Genomic DNA, 18,399 nt, shown 5'->3' on the forward strand with positions numbered 1-18,399 from the left:
GTTGATGCTTGGCTGCGCGAAGCCAAGGCCGATGTTTCGGCGGCTGATTGTGGGATGTACCTGACACACAACGGCGTGGTGCGCGCGACGCCCAAGGCCGAAGTGCGCGGAGTCGAGACCGATGGCGTGGCGCCAGGCCACAAGGTGGGCGGCATGGTGTTTGGCTTCGATGCCGAAAAGGTGCAGGCCGCTATCGAGGCGACGCGCACGATGCCGGGTATCGGCTATGTGCGCGTGTGGCTGGCGAGCGGCGAGCTTACCGTGGGCGACGACATCATGCTCGTGCTCATTGGCGGAGACATTCGCCCGCATGTGGTCGATGCGCTGCAGTCGCTCGTCGGCACCATCAAGAACGAGTGCGTGAGCGAGGTCGAGCGCGAGGCGTAAGGCCGGCAGCAGCACTCGACAACAAAAAGCCCGCTGGCAGTTCACAGTCTGCCAGCGGGCTTTTCTGTGCGTTGGATAATCTCGGCATTGCGTGGCGCTACACGCGCGTCGCATCCTTGGGGCTCATGGTCATGCTCTGGAAGCGGTTCTCCATGTAATCGTTATCGAAATACTTGCCGTAGAACTGCGCGACGGGAATATCCGGCTCCGTGCCGTTGACGCGCTGGTACCAGTAGTCGAGCGACTGTAGCGTCATGACGCCGTCGGCCAGCATAATGACGGTAAAGATGACGGTAGCCGAGTAGCGGCTTTTCCACGGAATCATGTTGATGAGCTTGAGCAGCCTCGGCAGCAGCAGCTTGATCCAGATAAGGCCACCCAGGCCCCACAGGCAGGCAAAGCCCGTACAGGTGCGTCCGCCCGTAAGGACGGCGAGTGGGTCGGGCATGCCGAACAGTTTCATGTGCGAGTAGCTCCACGACACCACGCCAAATGAGGTCTGCATAAACCAGCCTACAAACACCTCGAAAGCGCCGCCGATCAGGGCACTTACCAGGAAAATGATCAGAGGATTCTTTTTATAGAAGCGGTTGAGCGCCATGGTCATGAGCACCGCGCCAAATCCGTAGATGGGGCTAAAGGGGCCAAATAGCATACCGGCACGGTCCTGATAGACGCCGGGATCGACGACGACCATATGCCAGACTTCCTCGAGAATGAGACCTAACACGCTGCAGACGAAGAATACCCAGAACAGGTTGAAGTAGTTGAGCTTGATGTAGCCCTCGCCGGTTTCGTCGCGGCCGAGCATCCCCTCGGCGGCGGCATCGCGGTCGAGCATCTCTTGCAGACGGCGCTGCAGTTCGCGCTCCTGGCGTAGCGTGGGGTCGACGGTGGCCGACAGCGCAATGAGGATACCGAGCTGAATGGCGGGGCGCAGCAGGAAGGGTCCGATACCCTGGAGCATCACGTCAACTAAAAGCTCCACGACGGTAAATGCGATGAGGACGTAAGACAGGCGGGCGGCATTGCGCCGCTGGTCCTTGATGAGGTCCAGGCCAAAGACGATCAAGATGATCGCGCTTGCCGCCGAGAGCATAATGCCGGCGACGATAAGGCCAACCGCGACCAGGGTGTTATCACCGAGTTTAGCGGCGGCGTTGCCGTTAATGAGTGCGGTGATGACCTGCCACATAAAGACGGCGACCGACGGGAGTGTGCCCACGCCGGACAGGATGCACAGGACGGCGTACACTTTAATGATGAGGGGAATCTTCTTGACCTCCGTGGCGCTGGGGACGCTGGGGTCGAGTTCGTTTCGATCCATACAGAACCTTTCTCGCTTTGTCCTAGGTTACTAGGATACGCCGCCGACCTGCTAAAAGACAGGACGAACGTCCCAATTGCAACTTTGCAATCCCCAACGGTGGACGCGGCGGCCATATGGGGGCGCGGGCGCTTGCACTGGGCAGACCAATAAAATGTTTGGCCGCAAAACGGATTATTAGCTCGGTGGGCTTTTAAAAAGCGCTGCTCATGCGCTGGGGAGCGCGTCGCGCCGTGCGTATAATAAGGCGGGTAACGCCAAAATACGAGGCTCTGAGGGGATGCCATGTCTCAAGAAACCATCCGCGCGGCCGAGCGCGCCGCGGGACAGGTGAACGCCATGTCGACGTATGATCCGGACTCTGACCAGCTGCATGAGGAATGCGGCGTTTTTGGTGTCTGGGCGCCCGATCGCGACGTGGCTCGACTGACGTACTTTGGCCTGCGTGCACTGCAGCACCGTGGCCAAGAATCGGCGGGAATCGCTGTTGGTGACGGCGGTACGGTTATGGTCCGCAAGGATCTGGGCCTGCTCGACCGCGTGTTCTCCAATGCCGACTTGTCGACGCTCTCCGGTCAGCTGGCCGTGGGTCATGTGCGCTACGGCACCGCCGGCGCCAAGAGCTGGGAAGCCTCTCAGCCGCACCTCTCTACCATCAATAGCGTCATTATCGCGCTCGCGCACAACGGCACCCTCGTCAACACCGACGAGCTGCGCCGCCAGCTGATCGAGCTGGGCGTGCCGTTCCTCTCCAACTCGGATTCCGAGGTCGCGACCAAACTCATCGGCTACTTTACCCAGCGTACGGGCCACCTGCGCGAGGGCATTCGTAAGACCATGGAGCTCGTGCGCGGCGGCTACGCCATGACGCTCATCAACGAGCAGGCGCTCTACGCATTCCGCGATCCGCATGGCATTCGCCCGCTGGTGCTGGGCAAGCTCGTGGACGAGGGCCTGGACCAGGCCGATGCCGCTTCCGTTTCGCAACTGCCGTCGCAAGACGACGCCGCGACGGTCGACGCTGCCACCCATGTCACCCGCGCCGGCGGCTGGGTCGTCGCTTCTGAGACCTGTGCACTCGATATCGTGGGCGCCGAGTACGTCCGCGACGTCCGTCCCGGTGAGATTTTGCGCATCAGCGCCGAGGGCCTTGTGTCCGAGCAGGGCGTGCCTGCCGCCGAAGAGCCTGCTAACTGCATCTTTGAGCAGGTCTACTTCGCTCGCCCCGACTCCATCATGAACGGCAAGAGTGTCTACGCTTGCCGTTATGACATGGGTCGTCAGCTGGCACATGAGGAGCCCGTCGAGGCCGACCTGGTCATCGGCGTGCCCGACTCCGGCCTGCCGCCCGCGGAGGGCTATTCGCACGAGAGCGGCATTCCCTTTGGCGAGGGCCTCATCAAGAATCGTTATGTGGGCCGTACGTTTATCGAGCCCACGCAGGAGCTGCGAGCCATGGGCGTGCGCATGAAGCTCAATCCGCTGCGCGACAACATCGAGGGCAAGCGCCTGGTCGTCATCGACGACTCCATCGTGCGCGGCACCACCATGGTGCAGCTCGTCAAGATGCTGCGCAACGCCGGCGCCAAGGAGATTCACATCCGCATCAACTCGCCCGAGGTCATCTGGCCGTGCTTCTACGGTATCGATACCGACGTGCAGTCGCAGCTCATCAGCGCCAACAAGACGGTCGAGGAGATCTGCGAGTACATCGGCGCCGATTCGCTGGCCTTCCTTTCGGTCGAGGGCCTGCTGAAGGTCATGCCCAAGGGCGGCTACTGCGATGCGTGCTTTACCGGACGCTACCCCGTGGCGATTCCCGAGAGCTTTGGCCGCGACAAGTTCATGGAGGGCTTTAAGCCCCGCAACCTGGATAAGCCGCTGCATTTTGACGACGACGCCGTGGTCGAGAAATACGATGACCGCAGCTGGGAAGAGGAGCACGGCGAGGCCTAAAACCTGCCATGTGGGGACAGGTTTATTTTGGTAGGTTTTACCTGCTGTTTTGTTGATATGACGGCGCGTGCTGTTATGGCGTGCGCCGAAATGAACGCAACTATGAGCACCGTTTGGCGCCCGCGCGGCGCCACGGTAGTGGGAGAGGAAGGCTCAGATGAGCGACAGCAAGCATGTGACGTACGAGGACGCCGGCGTCGATACCGCCGAGGGTGGCCGCGCCGTCGACGCTATTAAGCAGATGGTCAAGGACACCAACCGCCCCGAGGTTATCGGCGGCATCGGTGGCTTTGGTGGCCTGTTCTCGGCCGCCGCGCTCAAGGATATGGAAGACCCGATCCTGATCAGCGGCACCGACGGCGTGGGCACCAAGCTTGTGCTCGCCCAGATTATGGACCGTCACGAGACGGTGGGCCAGGACCTGGTCGCCATGTGCGTCAATGACATTTTGGCTTCGGGCGCCGAGCCGCTGTTCTTCCTGGATTACGTTGCCATCGGTCACATTGAGGCCGAGCACATGGCAAAGATCATCAAGGGCGTGGCCGACGGCTGCAAGCTCGCGGGCTGCGCGCTCGTGGGCGGCGAGATGGCCGAGCACCCGGGCGTCATGGCTCCCGCCGATTACGACCTCGCCGGCTTTACCGTGGGTGTTGTCGATCGTCCCAAGATGCTCGACCCCGCGAACGTTCGCCCCGGCGATGTGATCCTGGGCCTGCCCTCCACCGGCGTGCACTCCAACGGCTACTCGCTCGTGCGCAAGGTTATCGGTGTCGACGGCATCAAGCCGGGCACGCCCGAGGCCGCCGCTAAGGCCGAGGAGCTAAGCCGTCCGCTCGAGGAGCTCGGCGGTGCTTCGCTGGCCGACGCTCTGCTGGCTCCCACGCGCATCTACGTCAAGCCGATTCTGGAGCTGCTCCGCGGTGGCGCCAACGTTCATGCCATTGCCCATATCACCGGCGGCGGTATTACCGAGAACCTCAACCGCGCGCTCGCCGACGACGTCGATGCCGTGGTCATCCGCAATGGCGCCGAGATGGGCTGGGATGTTCCGCCCGTCATCACCTACGTGTCGCGTCAGGCCGAGCTCGCGCCCAATGAGGCGTGCAAGACCTTCAACATGGGCGTCGGCCTGTGCCTGATCGTCGCCCCCGAGGACGAGGCTGCCGTGACCGAGGCTCTGGTCGCGCTGGGCGAGAAGCCGTTCCGCGTGGGCGAGTGCGTCGAGGGTTCCGGTAAGGTCGTGTACTCCGATGAGCGCTAACGAGCAGATGGCTGCCGCCGAGGGCCTGGGCTTTGTGCCCTACACCCGTCCGACCGGTACCGATACGGCCGAGCCGCTCAAGATCGGCGTGCTCATCAGCGGTTCGGGTACCAACCTGCAGGCGCTGATCGACCTGATCGCCGCCGGCAAGCTCAACGCCTCGATTGAGCTTGTGGTGTCGAGCCGTCCTTCGGCCAAGGGCCTGCAGCGTGCCGAGCGTGCGGGCATCCAGACGCTCACGCTGTCCAAGGATGTCTATGCTGACCCCATCGCAGCTGACGAGATTATCGCGCATGAGCTGCTCGAACGCGGTTGCGAGTACGTGGTGATGGCCGGCTATATGCGCATGGTGCACACGCCGCTGCTAGCAGCGTTTCCCAATCGCGTGGTCAACCTACATCCGGCGCTGCTGCCGAGCTTTACCGGCGCCCATGCGATCGACGATGCGTTTGCTCGCGGCGTCAAGGTGACCGGCGTGACCGTGCACTTTGCCAACGAGATCTACGACAACGGCCCCATCATCGCCCAGCGTGCGCTGGCTGTTGAGGAGAGCTGGGACGTCGACACGCTCGAGGAGCACATCCACGCGATTGAGCACGTGCTGTATCCCGAGGTCGTGCAAATGCTCGCCGACGGCCGCGTCCACGTGCTGGAGAGCGGCAAGGTCGCAATTGACGCGCCTCGCGGCTAGCGGCGCACAGTACAATTTAGCCGAGTAGTCAGGGTGGTCATTGGCGCCAAGGCGCGCGTGGCCACCTTTTGTTTTGGGTAGTCACCTGCGACGTTCTTTAACGACTAGTCATTTAAGAACGTCCCCGATGGCTAGGTGAGAGAGGTGAGCGCATGGCGGATAACGAAGCGCTGTTTACGCCTGAGCTGGTGTTTTTTGATTGGGAGTGTGCGACGCCGGATGAGGTGTTTGCGCGGCTCGAGGGCGAGCTTGCACCACGTGGCTACATTGCCGACGGTTGGCTCGACGCCGTTCTCACGCGCGAGGATGCCTATCCCACGGGCCTTGCCATGCCGGCGGCAAACATTGCCATTCCGCATACCGATCCGGGGTTTGTGGCCAAGCCCTATATCGCGGTGGTGAAGCCCGCCGCGCCCGTGACATTTAACGCTATGGCTGGCATGGGCGCTCCGGTGCCGGCGCAGATCGTCATCAATTTGGGTATTGCCGAGCCGGGCGGCCAGGTCGAGGCCCTGCAGGCACTCATGAACATCTTTATGGGCGCCGATGCCGCAGCCGACGTGCTCGGCCAGACCACGCCCCAGGGCATGGTCGACGCCATCCGCCGTCACTTCTAAGGTGCCGGCTGCCAGAGCTGTCCCCTTTGCACCAAAATGGTGCAGATTAACTTGTCCCCCATGTGCCAGGTGTGCCGCGGGGTCCGCGTTGTGACACAATGGCGTTTGTTCGATTCGTTATGCGAAAGGCCAACTATGGCAAATAAGAAAAAGAACTCCGAGGCCGCGCCGACGCCCGAGCAGCAGGCCCGCGCTGCCTCCAGCTCTCGCAAGAAGCAGCGCAAGACGTACGTGTCTAAGACCGTCAAGATCGTCCTGGTGGTCATCGGCGTGCTGGCGATGCTGCTTTCCGTCTCGGCCATGGCGTGCTCCGGCCTTATGTCGCAGGCCGAGGACACCTCGGGCTACAAGCTGACCGGCGGTGTTGCTGCTACTATCAACGGCACCAACCTCACCGAGGACACCGTGACCAAGCAGATCATGAGCATGCGCACGTCCTACGGCTACACCAAGGACAAGGACTGGGCGCAGTATCTGGTTGACAACGACCTCACGCCCAAGAAGTACCGCAAGCAGCTCATCGACTCCTACACGCAGCAGATTCTGCTTCAACAGGCACAGAAGGAGAACGGCGTGACGGTGTCGGATGAGGAGGTCGAGAAGGCTTGGAAGGACGCGTGCAAGAGCGCGGGCGGTGCCAAGGCCTTTAAGAAGACCCTCAAAACCTACGGCTATACCGAGGACACCTACAAGGACTCGCTCAAGGAGAGTCTGGCGCAACAGAAACTCAAGGATGCCGTCGCGCCCACGAGCAAGCCCAAGGACAGCGAGATTGTCGATTACATCAACGAGAACCTGTCCAACTACAACGACGCCCGCCGCTCGTCGAACATCCTGATCAAGGTTGATTCCGACGCTTCCGATGAGGACAAGGCTGCTGCTAAGGCCAAGGCGCAGGAGTGCCTGGACAAGATCAACTCCGGTGAGCTGAGCTTTGAGGACGCCGTTGAGCAGTACTCCGAGGACACCGGTTCCAAGGAGAAGAAGGGCGATGTGGGCTGGGATAAGCTCACCACCTTCGTCGACAGCTACCAGACGGCGCTCGAGGGGCTCAACAAGGGCGACGTGAGCGAAGTCGTCGAGTCGACCTATGGCTACCACATCATCAAGTGCACCGACTACTTCCATGTCGATAATCAGGTCGATGACATTAAGCAGGTGCCCAAGGACATCAAGAAGTACGTCTCCAACGTGGTGAAGACGCAGGCGGCCAGTACTGCATACAGCGAGTGGCTGGAGCAGTACAAGAAGGACGCCGACATTACCGTCAACCCCATGCCCAAGGACGTACCCTATAACGTGAGTCTGAAGGGCGTCACCAAGAGCTCGACCGACGATTCGTCGACGACTGAGTAATCATGGGGCGGTGCTCGCGCGAGTGCCGCCCACGCTATTAGAGAGGATTTGCAGATGACCAACGAAGAGCTGCAGAAGGAAATGATCGCCGCCATGAAGGCCAAGGACAAGGTCCGCCTGTCCATCATTCGCCAGGTTAAGGCCGAGGTGAAGAATATCGAGGTCAACGAGCGCCGCGATGTGACCGAGGAAGACGTCAACAGCATGATCAAGCGTCTGATCAAGCAGACGAGCGAGACGCTGGAGATGTCCATCAAGGCCGGCACCGACCAAGAGCGTACCGACAACCTGACCGAGCAGGTCAAGATTCTGGAGAGCCTGCTGCCCGCGCAGGTTTCGGGCGAGGAGCTCGAGGCCCTGATTGAGCAGGTCATCGCCGAGCTGGGCGCCACGTCCAAGAAGCAGATGGGCCAGGTCATGGGAGCACTCGGCAAGGCTACCGGCGGCAACTTCGATAAGCCTGCGGCTGCCAAGATTGTTGGCGCAAAGCTTGCGTAAGGGCCGAGCGGTACATAGTTGATGTTGAGGGGGGGGCGTGGCCGTCATGGTCGCGCCCCTTTTTGCTGGGCTAGGCGCTCATTGGGGACAGGCTTAAATGAGTACCCAATGAGCAGGTACTCATTTAAGCCTGTCCCCAATGAGTGGGTTAAAGGTTGCGGGTTCTTTACGGGAATGTAGTGTGGGCTGCGGAAACGCGGTTCTTTCCGTACAATAGTTCAACTCGTGTAAACGCAGGGAAGGGACATTCATGGCAGACATGATCGAGATCAAGCATCTCAACAAGTACTTTGGCGACCTGCATGTGCTCAAAGATATCAACCTCACCGTCAAGCGCGGCGAGAAGCTCGTAATGATCGGGCCTTCCGGTTCGGGTAAGTCGACGCTCATCCGTTGCGTCGATTATCTGGAGGAGCCCACGTCGGGCGAGGTAGTCATCGACGGTACGCCGCTCACCAAAAAGAACCACCTGGAGATGGCTCGCAAGTATAGCTCCATGGTGTTTCAGCAGTTCAACCTGTATCCCAACATGACGGTGCTGGGCAACCTGACGCTCGCGCCCATCAAACTGCAAAAGAAGAGCAAGGAGGAGGCGACCGAGATCGCTATCGCCGCGCTCAAGCGCGTCGGCATGGCGCATAAGGCCGGCGAGTATCCGCAGAATCTCTCGGGCGGTCAGCAGCAGCGCATCGCCATCGCCCGTGCCCTGTGCACCAAGCAGCCCATCATCCTGTTTGACGAGCCGACCTCGGCACTCGACCCCGAGATGGTCCAGGAAGTCCTGGACGTTATGATTGAGCTCGCGCAGGAGGACATCACCATGATCTGCGTGACGCATGAGATGGGCTTTGCGCGCCAGGTGGCCGACCGCGTCATCTTTATGGAGGACGGCCGCATCCTGGAGGAGGGCACGCCCGAGCACTTCTTCGATAACCCCGAGAACCCGCGCTGCCGCGAGTTCCTGTCCAAGATTCTGCACTAGGCGCGGTGATGGACATGACGGATATGACGAGGGCGGCCGTGTCGCGCCGTCACTTTTTGCAGCTGGTGGGCGCCGGCATGCTTGCGCTGACGGGGACCGCGCTTACCGGTTGCGGCAACTCCACCAGCGGCGAGGGCTCCGACAAGGGGTCCAAGCTTGCGGCCATCAAGTCGCGTGGCCATCTGAATGCCGGCGTTAAGAAGGACGTTCCCGGATACGGTTATTACGACACCGCCAAGGGCCGCTTTGAGGGCATGGAAGTCGATTTGTGCTACCAGATCGCCGCTGCCGTCTTTGGCGTGAGCTACAAGGAGGCCCGTGCCCAGGAGCTTGTCGAGTTTACCGACGTAACGCCCAAGACGCGCGGCCCGCTGATCGATAACGGCCAGCTCGATGTGGTCGCGGCGACCTACACCATCACCGACGAGCGCAAGAAGAGCTGGGACTTCTCGACGCCGTACCGCACCGACTACGTGGGACTCATGGTCAAGAAGCGTTCGGGCTTTACCTCGATTGAGGATCTGGATGGCAAGGTCATTGGCGTGAGCCAGGGTGCCACCACACAGGGCCTCATCGAGCAGATGATCAAGGACAACGGCTTTAGCTGTAAGCCCGAGTTTAGGGCCTTTAGCGGCTACCCCATCATCAAGAGTTCGCTCGACGCCGGCAATATCGACGTCTTTGCCATGGATCGCTCCACGCTGGCCGGTTACATGAATGAGACCGTTGAGCTGCTGCAGCCCGAGGTCAAGTTTGGCGAGCAGGGCTACGGCGTGGCGACCAAGAAGGGCTGCGACCTTTCGGCCGTGGTCGATCAGGTGATTTGCGATCGCTTGGCCGACGGCTGGCTCGACCAAGAGGTCAAGACCTGGGGTCTTGTATAGGCGCATCGTCCAAGGAAGGAATCAAATGCTCGAAGGATTGTTTGACGCCGACCGCTGGTCGACGACATTTCAAAACATGGGGCCCTTCTGGGAGGGCTTTGGCGTGACGCTGCAGGTGGTCGTTGCCGGTCTGCTGTTGTCGCTGGTGCTGGGCACGCTGCTGGGCGTGTTCTCTACCACTCGCTCGCGCGTGCTGCGCGCCATAAGCCGCGTGTACGTGGAGTTTTACCAGAACACCCCGTTGCCCGTGCAGGTGCTCTTTATGTACATGGCCGGTCCGCAGTTTTTGCAGGCCATGACCGGTGCCGACCAGCCGGTGCGCATCGCGCCGTTCGTGCTGGGCTTCTTGGGCGTGGGCCTGTATCACGCGGCCTACATTTCGGAGGTCATCCGCACCGGTATCGAAGCGGTTCCGCGCGGTCAGATGGAGGCGGCTCAGAGCCAGGGCTTCACCCGTGCGCAGGCGTACTGGTACATCGTGCTGCCCCAGACATTCAAGATCATTCTGCCGCCGCTGTGTAACCAGGCGCTCAACCTGGTCAAGAACACGTCGGTGCTGGCGCTTGTGGCCGGCGGCGACCTTATGTACCGCTCCGACAACTTTGTGAGTCTGTACGGTTACCTGCAGGGATACATCGTCTGCTGCCTTATGTACTTCATCATCTGCTTTCCGCTCGCCATGCTGGTGCAGTGGCTCGAGCGCCGCTCCAAGGAGCGTCCGCGCGGCGTGAGCCTGGCCGAGCTGGGGCTCGACAACGTAGAGGAGGCCTAGCGCATGGAAATCTTCAACGCGACCAACCTGCTCTACATTTGGGGCGGCTTTGTTAAGACAATCGAGATCTCGGCGCTGTCGATCTTTTTCTCGCTCATCTTTGGCACGGTGCTGGCGCTCGTTAAGAGCTATGCGCCCCGCCCGTTCCGTATTTTGGTGAGCGCCTATATCGAGCTGTTCCGTTGCACGCCAAATCTGCTGTGGATCCTGTTTATCTACTTTACGGTGCAGGGTTTGGACATTGTGATTTCGACCATCGCCTTTACGCTGTTTACCAGCGCTGTTATGGCCGAGATTGTGCGCGGCGGCCTCAACTCGATTCCGCGCGGCCAGTTTGAGGCAGCGCAGAGTCAGGGCTTCGGCTTCTTTGCCACCATGCGCTACATCATCCTGCCGCAGACATTTAAGACGATCATTCCGGCGCTGTTTAGCCAGTGCACGACTGTCATCAAGGACAGCTCGTATCTTTCGGGCATTAACGTGGCCGAGCTCATGTACACGGCAAACGTCGTGATGGCCCACGCGATCGACCTGTCGCAGGTGCTTATGCTCTACGGCCTGGTGTTTGCGATGTACTTTGTGCTCAACTTTGGTATCTCGCTGCTGGTTCGCGCATATCAGAGGCGAATGGTGGCAGCGTAGAATGTGGCAAAGGGACAGCCCCTTTGTCACATAGAGAAAGGAATCGCGATGAGCGATCTGGAGAACAAGAAGAATCCTGTGGTCATTACCATCGCGCGCGACTTTGGCGCCGAGGGCCACGAGATTGGCCGCATGCTTGCCGACGAGTTGGGGATTCCGCTGTACGACAACGAGCTGCTGGTGCGAGCGTCGCTGCGCGCGGGCGAGTCGCTCGATAAGATGGCCGCCTACGACGAGCGACTGGCCGTGGAGAACATGGCGTTTTTGCCCGACCGTTACGACGCCCGTTCGTACTCGGATAAGTTGTTCCAAAAGATGAGCCAGGTGATTTTGGATCTGGGCGAGACCGAGAGCTGCATTATCGAGGGTCGTCTGTCCGACTACCTGCTGCGTAACAACCCCAACCACATTGCCGTGCTGGTGACCGCGCCCTTTGAGGACCGCGTCGAGATCGTGCGCAAGAAGCGCGGCCTCAACAAAAAGAAGGGCGCCAAGCTGGTCAAGCAACAGCAGAAGGCGCGCGAGGCGTTCTATAAGCGCTACAGTGCCGGAAAGTGGAAGATGACGAGCGGTAAAGACATCGTCGTCAACCGCGCCAAGCTGGGCCGCGAGGGCTGCAAGGACGTCATCGCCGCTGCCTACCGCTACAAAGTGGCGCAGCTCGAAGGCTAGCCGATCAAAACCACCACAAAGGGGACAGCACCTTTGTGGTGGTTTTTGTTTTAGGCAGAGGGGAAGGCTTTGGCGAGACCGGCGCGCGTCTGCGTGTCGGTCTTTTGGTAGATAGAGCTCAGGTGGCGCTGCACCATGCGCATCGAGATACCGAGCTCATCGGCGACCTGCTTGAGCGGGCGTTCATCCTGGGTCACGGCTATGAGCACGTCGACTTCGCGCGGGGTGAGGGCGTGGTTGGCGATGAAGGCCTGGCGCTGCTCCTCGACGGTGGGCGCGGCGAGCACTTCTTCTGCCAGCTGCTCGCGCTCGCGCTCCTGCTCGGTTTGGGGTAGGCGGAACAGGCCGGCTGCCACGAATGCCGCGCAGGCGGCGACGAGCAAAACGAGCGCACCGATCATGATGAGGGCAACGTTGCCCGAGGTCACAAGGGCAAGCGAGATGCCCGATGTAGTGAATGCGCATGCATTGTTGGCGGCGCGTCCCATGCCGGCCCAGAGAGCGGGCGCATGCATGTGCGGTGCCAGCTGTGTAAAGGTGGCGGTAAAGAACGTGACAAAAAAGCCCGAGCTCAGGTAAAAGACGACAAGGCCCAGGTTGGGATCGGCACCGGCCTCGACGGCCAGGATGGAAATGGTCGAGAGCACGGCAATGCCGAGCATGACAAGCCCCATGTATCGGCGCTCGGCAAGATCAAAGATAAGACCGGCGGCAAGGCCGCTTGCCGCCAAAAAGAGGCGCGGCCAGGTCTGCACGGCAATGGTGCCGTGGGCGTTGGAGAGTGTGACCACGTTGTCGAGGGTCGAGAACAAGCAGGCAAGAATCATGACGAGCGCGATGCTCCAGCATGCCTGTTTGGCGAGGGCATGAGAGGGCTCAACAAAGGGATTGATGGCGGGGCTGGAGCTCTCGGCAGCCTTTTGGGGAACGACGCTGAGGGCGGAGATGGCGATCGTCGCTGTGCCAAGGACGATGAGCTCTGCGATACCGCCGCAATTGAGCAGGTTGACGGCGAACTGCATCAGGATGCCCGCGGCATAGGCCGCTCCCGCACCGGTGGCGAGCTTGGGATCATCCTGAAATGCCAACGAAAAGGCGTGGTGAGTGGCGGCGCCCAGCAGGCCGAGTCCAAAGAACGCCACGCACCCCAGAATCTCGAGGGCAAGCGGGCCCGTGGGGGACTGGATCTGGGTCAATCCCAGGATGGCGACGGGAACAGCGGCGTTGGCGGCTGCCAATGAGTGGCCTTTGCGCTGTGCGAGCCCGAGCAGCGGCGCATATCCGATAAAGCCGAGTACACTCGCGCCCAGAATAAAGCCCTGTGCGATCACAACGCGTTCGGCACCGGCGAGCAGCCCGACGTTGACGTCGAAGCGAAACTCGGCGGCAAGGAAGGCGAAGGTAAACAGTGCGAGTGCCAGAAGCGCGTTGATTTTAGGCTTGCTCAGATTCAAGGACAGTCCTTTGGGTGGACGGAATAGTCGTGTCCTCGATTGTAGCGTCCCTGGGACGCGTGTGACGACAACGAAATCATATTGAATTAAACCGCAGGTAGAGGCCTAGGTTCGCATCTACGAACCTAGGCATATGGAGTCATTTGGCACATCTTGGTGGTACAGGACCGCCACAAAGGGGACAGGCACCTTTGTGGCGGTATGTCCCTACGACCAAGGAGGCCGTTATGAACGGAAGTCACTTCGATAAGCAAACTCAGCGTGAGCGCACCTGCTCGCTGGTTCACGGTACTTGGCGTTGTGTGGGTGCCAAAATCGCTTGCGCCGGCGCGTGTGCGCTTATGGTCGGTCAGTTGCTGCTGCCGAGCGTGGCGCTGGCGACGGAATGCGCCGATCCCGCCGCTGGGACGGATGAGGTTGCCGCGGCTCCGGTGACGCCGACGGTTGCGGAGGATGCGGCCGCAACGACCGCGCCTGCAACCGATGCTGCTCCGGCGGCGCAAGCCACCGCTGAGCCTCAGCAGACGGCCCCGACTGGCGCCACCGATGAATCCAACGATGCGGCACCCGCTGAACAAAATACTCCCAGCGACAACGCCGCCACGCCGGCGAATGACGCCATCATGCCCCGCGGTGTGACTGATGTTGTTGGCGGCAGCGACGTTAGGGTCAATACGACCGTGGTTTCCCGCTACACGGACTGCGCGCTTCCGAGCAATGTCACACTCGAAAAGGGCCAGTCGTATACCTATGATTTTCCCGATGTTGAGGGCGGCATGCCGGATGAGCCGCTCTGCGAACTTGTCGAAACCAAGTACTACCGGGCCGATGCTGCTTCGGGCACCCTGGCTGAAGTCCAGGACACATCTATGTCCGATGTGACGGCCCGCTTTGAGCCTGTTGGCGATTACATGAGGCTGACGCTGACCTTTACGGGTGGCGCGGCAGGCGGCTCGTATCGACTCACGCGCAATGAGGCTCTCTATATTGGCACGGCACTGGAGTATACCGGAACTGACTATGAAGGCAGCTCGACTATCCTCAACGAAACCAGGTACGATTATTACCTCCGCTACGTCATCAAGAGCGAAATTACGCTCGTTGCATCGGAAAACGAAGCCCTCCATAACCTGGACGTCAACGACGTGAAGACCGACTACGCGCCCGGCGAGGCGCCGCGCGCGACCGCGACGATCCCCGCTGCTGACGCCGACAAGTACGAGATCGCCTATGAGTGCTGGGAAGAGATGGAGCTCGATATGGAATCCGGGGAGTCGGTACCCGTTGCCTTCTGGTATTCCGACCCCGCGAAGTACACGCCGGGCATGAAGAAGATTGACCACTTCGAAGAGGGAAAGTTCTACATGTACTCCGTTGAGCTGAGGCTCAAGGGCGACAATACCGTGGCCGATGACTGCAATATGAACGTCAACGGTCATTGAGCGCACCACATCAAGACCGTCAACGGCGTCTTCGCGCCAAACGCTGACAATATGCTGTGCGAGCAGCCGATCGACGAATGGCGGGCCATCGACGTTATCGAGATCAACGGTGCCACGACCACCTTCAAGGCGGGCGATAAGCCGGTCTTTACGGCGAATGTTCCGACGGGCTCCAACTCCCTTCCTCAGTGTGAGTTCTGGACGGGCAGCGATGGCAGCGAAGTGAACTCTCAGAAGTTCTGGGATCAGAACATCACGAACCACATCGATGCCTTTAAGCCTGGCGTGACCTATCGCTACGGCATCTACCTTAAGTCGGCGCGCGGCTTCTACTTTACGCCCAACACCAAGCTGGTGATCAACGGCCAGGAGTGCGGCTACCAGGTCGCGGATAGCGTATCCGATGAGGACAGCGGCTGGATTTACACCCTGTGGCTCAACACCGATCTGACCTTTACGCTTGAAGCCACGCCGACTCCCGATCCGCAGCCTACGCCGGATCCCAAGCCGACACCGCAGCCTGAGGTTAAGCCCGAGACCAAGCCCGAAGTGAAGCCCGAGACCAAACCCGCGGCCAAGTCGCCCACGACAACCGCCACGACCAAGACGGTTGAGAAAACCACGCAGGCCAAGAAGAGCGATGCTGTCCTGGCTACCACGGGGGATACCACCGCGATGACGGTCGCCGCCCTAGGCATCGCCGGCGCAACCGTCGCCGCCGCCGGCCTCGCCGCGACAAAGCGCCGCAAACGTTAGAGCTGGGTGACGGCTCTCGTTCTCGGCCTCAGCAAAATCTCAATCTGTAACACCAAACTGCCCAAAACGCCTCTAGATGTTACAGATTGAGATGAACCGAATGGCCGCCAATCTAATGTCTCGATCTGTAACACCAAGCGGGGAATTTGACCTCTAACTGTTACAGATTGAGACAAAGCGGGGGCGGCTGGCACAATATCTCGATCTGCAACAACTACAAGGCTCAACGGGCTCCAGGTGTTACAGATTGAGACAAAACGAGCAAGCAAGTCCCAAACCACCACAAAAGTGCCTGTCCCCTTTGTGGTGGTTTGGGCGGCCGGCATAGAAAAAGTCCCCGCCGGGCGTGTGCTCGACGGGGACTTTGCCGTTTGATGGCTAGCGCTGTAGGTGATTACTCGCCCAGCAAGCTCTTGGTGATCGAAGCGGCGGCCTTCTTGCCGGCGCCCATCGCCAGAATGACCGTAGCGGCACCGGTGACGATGTCGCCGCCGGCCCAGATGCGGGGATCGGTGGTCTGGCCGGTCTCCTCGTCGGCGACGATGTAGCCCCACTTGTTGAGCTCCATCTTGCCGCCGATCTTCTTTGCGAAGGGGTTGGCGTTTGTGCCGATAGCCGAGATCGCGACGTCGCAGGGGATCTCCTCGATGGCGCCCTCGATGGGCACCGGGCGACGACGGCCGGACTCGTCAGGCTCGCCGAGCTCCATCTTCTGGACCTTGACGGCGCACACGGAGCCGTCCTCGCCAGCGACAAACTCGAGCGGGGAAACGAGCGGCAGAACCTCGACGCCCTCGGCCTTGGCGTGGTGCAGCTCGGCACGACGGCAGGGCATCTCGTCCTCGGTACGACGGTAGGCGATGATGGCGTGCTCGGCGCCCAGACGCTTGGCGGTACGGACGGCGTCCATAGCCACGTTGCCGCCACCAAAGACAACGACGTTCTTGCCGTGCTTGGTGGGGGTGTCGTACTCGGGGAACTTGTTGGCCTTCATCAGGTTCACGCGGGTGAGGTACTCGTTCGCGAAGAAGACGTTGGGCAGGTTCTCGCCGGGGACGTTGAGGAACTTGGGCAGGCCAGCGCCGGTCGCCACGTAGATGGCGTCGAAGCCCTGCTCGAACAGCTCCTCGGCCGTGGCCATGTTGCCCACGACGGAGTTGTACTCAAACTTGACACCCATGTCCTCCAGGCCGTCAATCTCGCGCTTGACGACTGCCTTGGGCAGACGGAACTCGGGGATGCCGTAGACCAGCACGCCGCCGCCGGTAAAGAAGGCCTCAAAGACGGTAACGTCAAAGCCGTTGCGGGCGAGCTCGCCGGCGCAGGTGATGCCGGACGGGCCGGAGCCGACGACGGCGACCTTCTTGCCGTTCTTGGGAGCCATCTTGGGCGTGGAAGCGAGCTCGGGGCGATCACCCAGGAAGCGCTCGAGCTGGCCGATGGCCACGGGCTCGGACTTCTTACCACGGATGCACTTGCCCTCGCACTGGTTCTCCTGCGGGCAGACGCGGCCGCAGATGGCGGGAAGCATGGAGTCCTCGCGGATGGTATCGAGAGCGCCGCCGAAGTCCTTCGCGCGGATCTGCTCGATAAAGCGGGGAATGTTGATGTTGACGGGGCAGCCCTCAACACAGAACGGCTTCTTGCAGTTGAGGCAGCGCTCGGCCTCGGCCAGCGCCATCTCCTCGGTGAAGCCCTTGTCGACGGGGCGGAAGTCGCAGGCGCGCTCGGCAGCCGGCTCCTCGTTATCGGGGGTGCGGGGCGACTTCATATCGGCAACGAAACGACCGTTAACTAGTGGCATGCGCAGCTCTTTTCCTCATAGGCCTTGAGGGACTCGCCCTCTTCGGAACGGTAAGCGGCCTGGCGGGCACGAAGGTCATCCCAGTCGACCAGGGTGGCATCGAAGTCGGGGCCGTCGACGCAAGCGAACTTGGTCACGCCGCCCACCTCGACGCGGCAGCAGCCGCACATGCCGGTGCCGTCAACCATGATGGGGTTGAGGGACGCGGTGATGGGGGTGTCGTACTTCTGGGCGGTGAGGGTCGAGAACTTCATCATCGGAACGGGGCCGACGCAGAAGACCTGGCTCACGGCCTTGTCCTGCAGCAGGCGCTCCAGCGGAGCGGTGACAACGCCCTGCTCGCCGTAGGAGCCGTCGTCAGTGGTGATGTGGATGTGGTCCTCGTCGAGGAGCTCGCGGAACTGGTCCTCCATGAGCAGGAGGTCCTTGGTGCGAGCGCCCATGATGGCGTGGACCTCATGACCGGTCTCGACCAGGTGCTTGGCGACCGGGAAGGCAATTGCCAGGCCGACGCCGCCGCCAATGACGGCGCAGGGGCCCTCGGCCATCTCGGTGGGAACGCCCAGCGGGCCTACGACGTCGCGCAGCGACTCGCCGGCCTCGTATGTGGACAGCATCTCGGTGGTCTTGCCGATCACCATGAAGATGAACTCGACCCAGCCCTCGTCACCGTTCCAGCCGGCCAGGGTAAACGGGACACGCTCGCCCGTCTCGTTGGCGCGGACCATGAGGAACTGTCCAGCGTGCGCATGCTTGGCGATTGCGGGCGCCTCGATGCGGAACTCGAACACCTTCTCCGAGAACTGCGTCTTCTCCAGGATCTTATACATAGAACCCCTCTCTTGTTAGGGCCGCCGAACCGTGCCTCCACGGAAATGGACGGTAGCCCGAATAAAAC

18 protein-coding genes are annotated in these 18,399 nt (G+C 60.9%); 14 read left to right on the plus strand and 4 right to left on the minus strand.

The window, feature by feature from the left end; translation table 11 throughout:
- A partial coding sequence (locus tag ABHR76_RS07205; RefSeq protein ID WP_346977179.1) for a molybdenum cofactor biosynthesis protein MoaE occupies positions 1-387 on the plus strand: 387 nt, incomplete at its 5' end.
- A gap of 97 nt (positions 388-484) precedes the next feature.
- Here the strand turns inward: ABHR76_RS07205 and ABHR76_RS07210 are convergent.
- Positions 485-1,714, minus strand: coding sequence for a putative ABC transporter permease (locus tag ABHR76_RS07210; protein ID WP_196022315.1), 1,230 nt, complete (start codon positions 1,712-1,714; stop codon positions 485-487).
- A gap of 285 nt (positions 1,715-1,999) precedes the next feature.
- Here ABHR76_RS07210 and ABHR76_RS07215 point away from each other — a divergent pair, with 285 nt between their 5' ends.
- The 11 genes from ABHR76_RS07215 (at position 2,000) to ABHR76_RS07265 (ending at position 12,045) form a co-directional block, all read left to right on the plus strand.
- A complete protein-coding gene (locus ABHR76_RS07215) occupies positions 2,000-3,670 on the plus strand; it encodes an amidophosphoribosyltransferase (protein ID WP_196022316.1) in 1,671 nt (556 codons plus the stop codon).
- A 157-nt stretch (positions 3,671-3,827) separates the two neighbouring features.
- Positions 3,828-4,931, plus strand: coding sequence for a phosphoribosylformylglycinamidine cyclo-ligase (gene purM, locus ABHR76_RS07220; protein ID WP_196022317.1), 1,104 nt, complete (start codon positions 3,828-3,830; stop codon positions 4,929-4,931).
- Positions 4,921-5,622 (plus strand): phosphoribosylglycinamide formyltransferase, encoded by a 702-nt coding sequence (gene purN / locus ABHR76_RS07225; RefSeq protein ID WP_196022318.1) that lies wholly within the window; start codon positions 4,921-4,923, stop codon positions 5,620-5,622. Before purM ends, purN begins: the two co-directional genes overlap by 11 nt.
- A gap of 152 nt (positions 5,623-5,774) precedes the next feature.
- Positions 5,775-6,239, plus strand: a complete 465-nt coding sequence (locus ABHR76_RS07230) for a PTS sugar transporter subunit IIA (protein WP_138113625.1) — start codon at positions 5,775-5,777, stop codon at positions 6,237-6,239.
- Between the two features lie 135 nt (positions 6,240-6,374).
- Positions 6,375-7,595, plus strand: a complete 1,221-nt coding sequence (locus ABHR76_RS07235; RefSeq protein ID WP_346977180.1) for a peptidylprolyl isomerase — start codon at positions 6,375-6,377, stop codon at positions 7,593-7,595.
- Positions 7,596-7,649: 54 nt separating this feature from the next.
- Complete coding sequence (locus ABHR76_RS07240; RefSeq protein ID WP_006235801.1) at positions 7,650-8,093, plus strand: GatB/YqeY domain-containing protein; 444 nt, start codon at positions 7,650-7,652, stop codon at positions 8,091-8,093.
- Between the two features lie 250 nt (positions 8,094-8,343).
- Positions 8,344-9,075, plus strand: a complete 732-nt coding sequence (locus ABHR76_RS07245; protein ID WP_022094215.1) for an amino acid ABC transporter ATP-binding protein — start codon at positions 8,344-8,346, stop codon at positions 9,073-9,075.
- A gap of 8 nt (positions 9,076-9,083) precedes the next feature.
- Positions 9,084-9,959, plus strand: coding sequence for a transporter substrate-binding domain-containing protein (locus ABHR76_RS07250; RefSeq protein WP_161115583.1), 876 nt, complete (start codon positions 9,084-9,086; stop codon positions 9,957-9,959).
- Between the two features lie 25 nt (positions 9,960-9,984).
- Positions 9,985-10,731 (plus strand): amino acid ABC transporter permease, encoded by a 747-nt coding sequence (locus ABHR76_RS07255; RefSeq protein WP_006235798.1) that lies wholly within the window; start codon positions 9,985-9,987, stop codon positions 10,729-10,731.
- Between the two features lie 3 nt (positions 10,732-10,734).
- Positions 10,735-11,373 carry an amino acid ABC transporter permease gene (locus ABHR76_RS07260; protein WP_006235796.1) on the plus strand — a complete coding sequence of 213 codons (639 nt, stop codon included), beginning with the start codon at positions 10,735-10,737 and terminating at the stop codon, positions 11,371-11,373.
- A gap of 48 nt (positions 11,374-11,421) precedes the next feature.
- Positions 11,422-12,045 (plus strand): cytidylate kinase-like family protein, encoded by a 624-nt coding sequence (locus tag ABHR76_RS07265; protein ID WP_055251542.1) that lies wholly within the window; start codon positions 11,422-11,424, stop codon positions 12,043-12,045.
- Between the two features lie 50 nt (positions 12,046-12,095).
- Here the strand turns inward: ABHR76_RS07265 and ABHR76_RS07270 are convergent, their stop codons facing one another.
- Positions 12,096-13,499, minus strand: a complete 1,404-nt coding sequence (locus tag ABHR76_RS07270; protein ID WP_346977181.1) for a helix-turn-helix transcriptional regulator — start codon at positions 13,497-13,499, stop codon at positions 12,096-12,098.
- Positions 13,500-13,726: 227 nt separating this feature from the next.
- On the opposite strand from ABHR76_RS07270, the gene ABHR76_RS07275 reads away from it, so the two are divergent.
- Both ABHR76_RS07275 and ABHR76_RS07280 read left to right on the plus strand, forming a co-directional pair.
- Positions 13,727-14,941 carry a hypothetical protein gene (locus ABHR76_RS07275; RefSeq protein ID WP_238022992.1) on the plus strand — a complete coding sequence of 405 codons (1,215 nt, stop codon included), beginning with the start codon at positions 13,727-13,729 and terminating at the stop codon, positions 14,939-14,941.
- Positions 14,942-14,992: 51 nt separating this feature from the next.
- On the plus strand, positions 14,993-15,697 hold the full coding sequence (locus ABHR76_RS07280; protein ID WP_238022991.1) for an LPXTG cell wall anchor domain-containing protein: 705 nt from the start codon (positions 14,993-14,995) through the stop codon (positions 15,695-15,697).
- A gap of 394 nt (positions 15,698-16,091) precedes the next feature.
- On the opposite strand, the gene gltA is transcribed toward ABHR76_RS07280, so the two are convergent.
- Together gltA and ABHR76_RS07290 are read right to left on the minus strand one after the other, a co-directional pair.
- Positions 16,092-17,501: an NADPH-dependent glutamate synthase gene (gene gltA / locus ABHR76_RS07285; RefSeq protein WP_022094914.1), complete on the minus strand. Its 1,410-nt coding sequence runs from the start codon at positions 17,499-17,501 to the stop codon at positions 16,092-16,094.
- On the minus strand, positions 17,492-18,331 hold the full coding sequence (locus ABHR76_RS07290; protein WP_346977182.1) for a sulfide/dihydroorotate dehydrogenase-like FAD/NAD-binding protein: 840 nt from the start codon (positions 18,329-18,331) through the stop codon (positions 17,492-17,494). Before ABHR76_RS07290 ends, gltA begins: the two co-directional genes overlap by 10 nt.
- Positions 18,332-18,399: the final 68 nt, after the last annotated feature.

This window comes from Collinsella aerofaciens (genome assembly GCF_039752985.1).
In the GTDB taxonomy this organism is placed as follows: domain Bacteria; phylum Actinomycetota; class Coriobacteriia; order Coriobacteriales; family Coriobacteriaceae; genus Collinsella; species Collinsella aerofaciens_BT.

Excerpts from the sequence above, each read along its gene's own strand:
- ABHR76_RS07210 (WP_196022315.1), bottom strand. The coding sequence starts at position 1,714 with ATGGATCGAAACGAACTCGACCCCAGCGTCCCCAGCGCCACGGAGGTC.
- ABHR76_RS07215 (WP_196022316.1), top strand. The coding sequence starts at position 2,000 with ATGTCTCAAGAAACCATCCGCGCGGCCGAGCGCGCCGCGGGACAGGTG.
- purM (WP_196022317.1), top strand. The coding sequence starts at position 3,828 with ATGAGCGACAGCAAGCATGTGACGTACGAGGACGCCGGCGTCGATACC.
- purN (WP_196022318.1), top strand. The coding sequence starts at position 4,921 with ATGAGCGCTAACGAGCAGATGGCTGCCGCCGAGGGCCTGGGCTTTGTG.
- ABHR76_RS07230 (WP_138113625.1), top strand. The coding sequence starts at position 5,775 with ATGGCGGATAACGAAGCGCTGTTTACGCCTGAGCTGGTGTTTTTTGAT.
- ABHR76_RS07235 (WP_346977180.1), top strand. The coding sequence starts at position 6,375 with ATGGCAAATAAGAAAAAGAACTCCGAGGCCGCGCCGACGCCCGAGCAG.
- ABHR76_RS07240 (WP_006235801.1), top strand. The coding sequence starts at position 7,650 with ATGACCAACGAAGAGCTGCAGAAGGAAATGATCGCCGCCATGAAGGCC.
- ABHR76_RS07245 (WP_022094215.1), top strand. The coding sequence starts at position 8,344 with ATGGCAGACATGATCGAGATCAAGCATCTCAACAAGTACTTTGGCGAC.
- ABHR76_RS07250 (WP_161115583.1), top strand. The coding sequence starts at position 9,084 with ATGGACATGACGGATATGACGAGGGCGGCCGTGTCGCGCCGTCACTTT.
- ABHR76_RS07255 (WP_006235798.1), top strand. The coding sequence starts at position 9,985 with ATGCTCGAAGGATTGTTTGACGCCGACCGCTGGTCGACGACATTTCAA.
- ABHR76_RS07260 (WP_006235796.1), top strand. The coding sequence starts at position 10,735 with ATGGAAATCTTCAACGCGACCAACCTGCTCTACATTTGGGGCGGCTTT.
- ABHR76_RS07265 (WP_055251542.1), top strand. The coding sequence starts at position 11,422 with ATGAGCGATCTGGAGAACAAGAAGAATCCTGTGGTCATTACCATCGCG.
- ABHR76_RS07275 (WP_238022992.1), top strand. The coding sequence starts at position 13,727 with ATGAACGGAAGTCACTTCGATAAGCAAACTCAGCGTGAGCGCACCTGC.
- ABHR76_RS07280 (WP_238022991.1), top strand. The coding sequence starts at position 14,993 with ATGCTGTGCGAGCAGCCGATCGACGAATGGCGGGCCATCGACGTTATC.
- gltA (WP_022094914.1), bottom strand. The coding sequence starts at position 17,501 with ATGCCACTAGTTAACGGTCGTTTCGTTGCCGATATGAAGTCGCCCCGC.
- ABHR76_RS07290 (WP_346977182.1), bottom strand. The coding sequence starts at position 18,331 with ATGTATAAGATCCTGGAGAAGACGCAGTTCTCGGAGAAGGTGTTCGAG.